The following is a 6,515-nucleotide window of genomic DNA, read 5'->3' on the forward strand; positions in this document are numbered from 1 at the left end:
ATCACCCGCTGCTGGGACGGGCCGTTCGGCGCGGTCAGCCCGTTCGAGGCACCGTCCTGATTCACCGCCGAGCCTCGGATCACGGCGAGCACCCGGTGCCCGTTGCGTTCGGCATCGGAGAGGCGTTCCAGCATCAGCATGCCGACGCCCTCCGCCCAGGCGGTTCCATCGGCCGCGTCGGAGAACGATTTGCAGCGGCCGTCCGGAGCCAATCCCCGCTGCCGCGCGAAATCGACGAAGATCCCCGGCGAGGCCATCAGGTTCACTCCACCGGCGAGAGCCATCGTGCACTCCCCCGAACGCAGCGCGCGCACCGCCGCGTGCAGCGCCACCAGCGAGGAGGAGCACGCGGTGTCCACCGAGACCGCGGGTCCCTCCAAACCCAGCTGATAGGCGATCCGTCCGGAGTGGACACTGCAGGTCGTCCCGGTGAGCAGATAGCCGTCGACGGCCTCGCCCGGATCGTGCAGGCGCGGCCCGTACTCCTGCGCGGAGACGCCGACATAGACACCGGTCGCGCTGCCGCGCAGGCTGTCCGCATCGATACCGGCGCGTTCGATCGCCGCCCAGGAGGTCTCCAGCAGCAGCCGCTGCTGCGGTTCCATCGCCAGCGCCTCGCGCGGCGAGATCCCGAAGAACTCCGCGTCGAAACCGCCCGCGCCGGACAGGAATCCGCCGGTACGCACATAGGTGGTGCCGCGCTGTTCCGGGTCCTCGTCGAACAGGGCACCGACATCCCAGCCGCGGTCCCCGGGAAACTCGCCGATCCCCTCCCGCCCGTTCTCCACGAGCTCCCACAGCGCGCCCGGAGAGTCGGCGCCGCCGGGGAACCGGCAGGCCATACCGATGATCGCGACCGGCTCGTGCCGGCGCGATTCGGCCTCGCGCAGCCGGTCCCTGGTCCAGTGCAGGTCGCCGGTGACGCGCTTGAGCAGGTCCAGGAGCTTCTCTTGGTCCGCCATCATTCCCTCTCAACGGCCTCGGCCGGTCGGCAACAGTTCAGAAGAGCTCGTCGGTCAGGTAATCGAGCGCCTTGTCGACGGCGGCCTCGAAAAGCATCTCGTCGAACTTCTCCCCGTCCTCACCGGCGGCGTACTCCAGCAGCAGCTTCTTCAGTGGCTTCGCGAGCTTCTTACGTTCCTTGGGATGCAGCGCGGCGAGACTCCGGCCCAGCGCCTCGATCTCGGCGCGTACCCGCTCGATCTCCTCGTCCGCCATCACGAGATCCCGAGCTCGGTGGCGAGGAAGTCCACGACCTCATCGGCGCTCGCGTCCTCCAGCCGACCGCCGACATCCCCGTCCCCGGCGGTGATGCCGTCCACGAGCCTGCGGAGCCGGGCGGCGACCGCGCTGCGGCCCGCACCATCCTCGAGCGTGCCCAGCCGGGTTTCCAGCCGGTCGAGTTCGGCGAGCACCGACTCGGTGACATCCACGGGCGGGGGCGCCAGTTCGGCGAGCAGGTGGGCGGCGAACGCGGTGACGGTGGGATGGTCGAACACCGCCGTGGCCGAGAGCCGCAGCCCGGTGGCGGCGCTCACCCGGTTGCGCAGTTCCACCGAGGTCAGCGAATCGAATCCCAGATCCTTGAACGCCCGGGCCGCATCGATCTCCGTACCCGCCTCGTGGCCGAGCACGACGCCGACGTTCTGCCGCACCAGATCGATCAGCAGCGCGGAGCGCTCCTCCTCGGGCAGCCCGGCCAGCCGCTCACCCAGATCCGGGTTCCGCTCCACGGTGCCCGCGGCGCGGCGGATTCCGGCCGCTGCGGCGAACCCGCGCAGCACCGGGGCAACCGTCGCGGTGCGGGCATGCGCGCGCAGGGCTGCCCGGTCCAGTTCGATCGGCAGTACGGTTTCGAATCCACCGGCGATGGCGGCATCGAAAAGCGCCAGACCGGTTTCCGCGCTCAGGGCCGGAAGTCCTTCGCGGGCCATCCGTTCCAGGTCGGCCCGGGCCAATGAATCGCCCATGCCCTCGCGCCAGAGTCCCCACGCCAGCGAGACCGCGGGCAGCCCCTCGGCGCGGCGGTGTTCGGCCAGCGCATCGAGGAAGGTGTTCGCCGCGGCATACGAGGCCTGACCCGCCGAGCCGAGTACCCCGGACACCGAGGAATAGAGCGCGAACAGGGCCAGATCCCGGTCCTTCGTCAGCTCGTGCAGATACCAGGCGGCATCGGCCTTCGGACGCAGCACTCCGGCCAGCCGCTCCGCGGTGAGCGCGGGAAGCACACCGTCGTCGAGCACCCCGGCGGTGTGCACGACACCGGTGAGTTCGACACCCTCCAGCAGTTCGGCCAGCGCATCCCGGTCACCGACATCGCAGGCGATGACCTCGGCGTGCGCGCCCAGCCGGGCGAGCTCCGCGACCAGTTCCGTCGCCCCCGGTGCAGCGGCCCCGCGGCGGCTGGTCAACAGCAGATCGCGCACCCCGTGCTCGGTCACGAGGTGCCGGGCGAGCAGTGCGCCCAGCCCGCCCGTTCCACCGGTGATCAGCACCGTCCGGTCCGGATCGAGCGGGCGCGGGATGGTCAGCGCGATCTTGCCGATGTGCTTGGCCTGGCTCAGAAAGCGGAACGCCTCGGGTGCCTGGCGGACATCCCAGGACCGCACCGGCAGCGGGGTCAGCGCGCCGGAACCGAACAGGACGCCCAGCTCGTTCCAGATCTGCGCGATCCGCTCCTGGCCCGCTTCGATGAGGTCGAACGCGCGGTAGGCGACCCCTTCGGGTGCACGAATATCGGTCTTCCCCATTTCCAGGAACCGCCCGCCCGCCGCGGTGAGTTCCAGGGAGGCGTCGAGGAATTCGCCGGTGAGCGCGTTGAGCACGACATCCATACCGCGTCCCCCGGTGGCCGCGCGGAACTCGGTGGCGAACTCGAGGGTCCGGCTGGACGCGATGTGTGCCTCATCCAGTCCGGCCGCGCGCAGCACGTGGTGTTTGCCCGCGCTCGCCGTGCCGAACACCTCGGCGCCCAGTTGCCGCGCCAGCTGGGTGGCCGCCATGCCGACACCGCCCGCGGCCGAATGGATCAGGATCGATTCGCCTGCGGTCAGGCCCGCGAGATCGACCAGCGCGAAGTACGCGGTGAGGAACACCAGCGGCACCGTGGCAGCCTGTTCATCGCTCCAGTGCCCGGGAACGTGGGTGAGCATCGGCCGCTCGCCGACGGCGACCGGTCCGATCGCGCCGTGCACCATGCCCATCACCCGGTCCCCGGGTGCCAGATCGGTGACCGCCGAACCGACGGCCTGCACGATCCCGGAAACCTCGCATCCCAGTGGCCCCGGGTCACCGGGATACATGCCGAGCACATTGAGCACATCGCGGAAATTCAATCCGGCAGCGCGCACCGCGATCCGGACCTCCTCGGATCCCAGCTCCGCTTCCCCGGCCGCGGTGAGCACCAGCTGATCGACCGTTCCCTCGCCCGCCTTGTCCAGCCGCCACGGGCCTTCCGGGGGCAGCAGCCGAGCGCCCGCCTCGCTCGCCCGCGGCACCAGCGGCACACCTTCGCGGACCGCGACCTCGGGTTCCCCGGTGCCGAGTGCGAGGCCGATGTCCTCGGTGGCCGCCTCGACGAGGACGAAGCGATCGGGGTGCTCGGCCTGCGCACTGCGCACCAGTCCGTGCACCGCCGCCGAAGCGGGATCCCGGCCGGGCGTGTGCACGACCAGGGGCGACTCCTCCCGGGTGAGCCATTCCTGGAGCACCTCCAGCACCCGCGCGGTCTGCTCGTGGGTCGCGGTCACCGGATCGCCCTCCGGCGCGACCGTGAACACGGTGGGCTTTCCCGGTTCCACCCGCGGATATTTCGTCCACGGCACCGGTTCCCCGGCCTGGACCGCGACGTGGTGCACGGTGAACAGTCCCGTCGGGGCGGACCGCTGGTGTTCCGCGGGGGCCCGCAGCACCAGCGAGTCGACGCTCAGCACGAGCGCGCCCGCGGAGTCGGTGGCGATCAGTGACACGGTGTCCGGGGACCGGAACGCGAGGCGCACCCGTAGCGAGGTGGCGCCCACCGCAGCCAGCCGCACCCCCGACCAGGAGAACGGCAGCCCACCGGCGGATTCGGCCGACTCACGCAGGAAAAGCGCGTGCAGTGCCGAATCCAGCAGCGCCGGATGCATCCCGAAGCCGTCCTCGGGTTCGGGAAGCGCCACCTCGGCGTACACCTCGTCCCCGTCCACCCAGGCCGTGCGCAGACCGCGGAACTGGCCCGCGTACTCGAATCCGTCCAGCGCCGCGTAGTCCAGTTCCCCGGCCAGTCCGGGCGGCGGCCAGCTCATCGGCGCACCGGCCGGAGGACCGCCCGCGGCGAGGGTTCCCGTGGCGTGCCGGGTCCATTCCTCCGTGTTCTCGGGCCGAGACCGGATACCGATGCCGCGGCGGCCGTCCTCCTCGGCCGCGGACACCACGACCTGCAACTCGACCGCGGCCGAGAGTTCGAGCGGAGCGCCGAGGGTGAGTTCCTCGACGGCCGGGCAGCCCGTTTCGGCGCCCGCGTGCAGCGCCAGTTCGAGAAAACCCGTGCCGGGGAAGAGAATCCGCCCGCCGACCCGGTGCCCGGCCAACCAGGAGGGCTCGTTGGCCGAGAGGCGCGCGGTGAACACGGTTTCGCCATCGGCCATCGAGACCACGGCACCGAGCAGCGGGTGCCCCGCCTCTCGCAACCCGAGACCGCGCGCGTCCGCGGAACCTGTGGGTGTGAGCCAGAATCGCTTGCGCCGGAAGGGATACGTCGGAAGGTCGATCGGACGCCCGCCCGGGGCCAGTGCGGCCAGATCGAGTTCCGCCCCGCGCACATAGGCGGTGCCCACCGCGTCCAGCAGCTCCGCCACCTCGGGACGGTCCCGGCGCAGCAGCGGTCTGGCCACCGCGTCCTCCGCCACGAGTGCGGAGAGCACGCCGTCCGGTCCGAGCTCAAGGCACGTTCCGCAGCCGGCCTCGCTCAGTGTTTCCACGGCATCGGCGAACCGCACCCCGGCCTCGACGTGCGCAATCCAGTACTCCGCCGAATCGTGCCCGCCGAGCTCGCCGGTCACCGAGGACACGATCGGGATGCTCGCCGGGTGGTATTCGACCAGCCGCGCGATCCTGCCGAACTCCTCGAGCATGTCCCGCATCAGCGGCGAATGGAAGGCATGGCTGACGTTCAGCCAGGAGGTCTTGCCGTCGAAATCGGCGAGCGCGGCCCGCAGCACCGCCGCGTCCCCGGAGAGCACCACGGACTGTGCCCCGTTGACCGCCGCGATCCCCGCACGGTCCTCGTGCCCGGCCAGCAAGGCGCGAGCGGTCTCCTCGGAGGCCCGCAGCGAAACCATCGCTCCGTCCTCGGGAAGCGCGCGCATCAGCCGCCCGCGCGCGGTGACCAGCATGGCGGCATCGGCGAGCGAGAACACCCCGGCGACGTGCGCCGCGGCGAACTCGCCGACCGAATGCCCGCACAAGTAGGCCGGGGCGATTCCCCAGCTCTGCACCAGCCGGTAGAGGGCGACCTCCAGGGCGAACAGCGCCGGTTGCGCGTAATCCGTACGGTCCAGCAGTGCCGGATCCGCGGGACCGAAGACGACATCGCGCAGCGGTTTTTCCGTCTGCAGATCGACATGCGCGCAGACCTCGTCGAAGGCCTCGGCGTAGACGGCGAAGGTGTCGTAGAGTTCCGCGCCCATCGCGGGTCGTTGCGCACCCTGTCCGGTGAACAGCAGCGCCGGCTCGGCTCCGTCCGGCTGCGGGGTGCCCCGCAGCACGCGAGCGTCGAAGGACCGCAGCGCATCGGTGAGCCCGGCGGGATCGGCCGCCGTGACGAAGGCGCGTTCGGACAGCAGCGCCCTGGTCCGGCCGAGGGAGTGCGCGACATCGGCCGGATGAGCCTCGAGCCCGGCCAGCTGAGCGGCCCGGTCGCGCAGGCCATCCGCATCGGCCGCGGAGAAGCCGAACACGATCGGCGAGGGCATCGGCGGTTCCGGATCCGGTTGCACCGGCGGGGGTTCCTCGACGATCAGGTGGGCGTTGGTGCCCGAGATACCGAATGAGGAAACCGCGGCACGCCGGGGACACTCGCCGCGGGGCCACGCCACGGTCTCGGTGAGCAGCGCCACCGCACCCGTATCCCAGTCGACCGCGCTGGTGGGTTCCTCGGCGTGCAGGGTGCGGGGCAGCCGTTCGTGCGCGAGCGCCTCGATCATCTTGATCACCCCGGCCGCACCGGCCGCCGCCTGGGTGTGTCCCAGATTGGACTTAACCGAGCCGAGCCACACCGGGGAGTTCCGGTCCCGGCCGTAGGTGGCCAGCACCGCCTGCGCCTCGATCGGGTCGCCGAGGGTCGTGCCCGTCCCGTGTGCCTCGACCGCGTCCACCTCCGCCGCCGTCAGCCCGGCATCGGCCAGCGCGGCCCGGATCACCCGCTGCTGGGACGGCCCGTTCGGCGCGGTGAGCCCGTTGGAGGCGCCATCGGAGTTGACCGCGGAGCCCCGCACCACCGCCAGTACCGGGTGACCGTTGCTGCGGGCCTCGGA

General features: G+C 71.3%; 3 protein-coding genes. All 3 read right to left on the bottom strand.

The window, feature by feature from the left end; genetic code table 11:
- On the bottom strand, positions 1-962 hold a 962-nt coding region (locus AD72_RS34795; protein WP_031470911.1), incomplete at its 3' end, for a beta-ketoacyl synthase N-terminal-like domain-containing protein.
- Positions 963-999: 37 nt separating this feature from the next.
- Positions 1,000-1,218 carry a hypothetical protein gene (locus AD72_RS34800; RefSeq protein WP_031470912.1) on the bottom strand — a complete coding sequence of 73 codons (219 nt, stop codon included), beginning with the start codon at positions 1,216-1,218 and terminating at the stop codon, positions 1,000-1,002.
- On the bottom strand, positions 1,218-6,515 hold a 5,298-nt coding region (locus AD72_RS34805), incomplete at its 5' end, for a type I polyketide synthase (protein WP_037348427.1). The genes AD72_RS34800 and AD72_RS34805, both read right to left, overlap by 1 nt.

This window comes from Sciscionella sediminilitoris, assembly GCF_000737195.2.
In the GTDB taxonomy this organism is placed as follows: domain Bacteria; phylum Actinomycetota; class Actinomycetes; order Mycobacteriales; family Pseudonocardiaceae; genus Sciscionella; species Sciscionella sediminilitoris.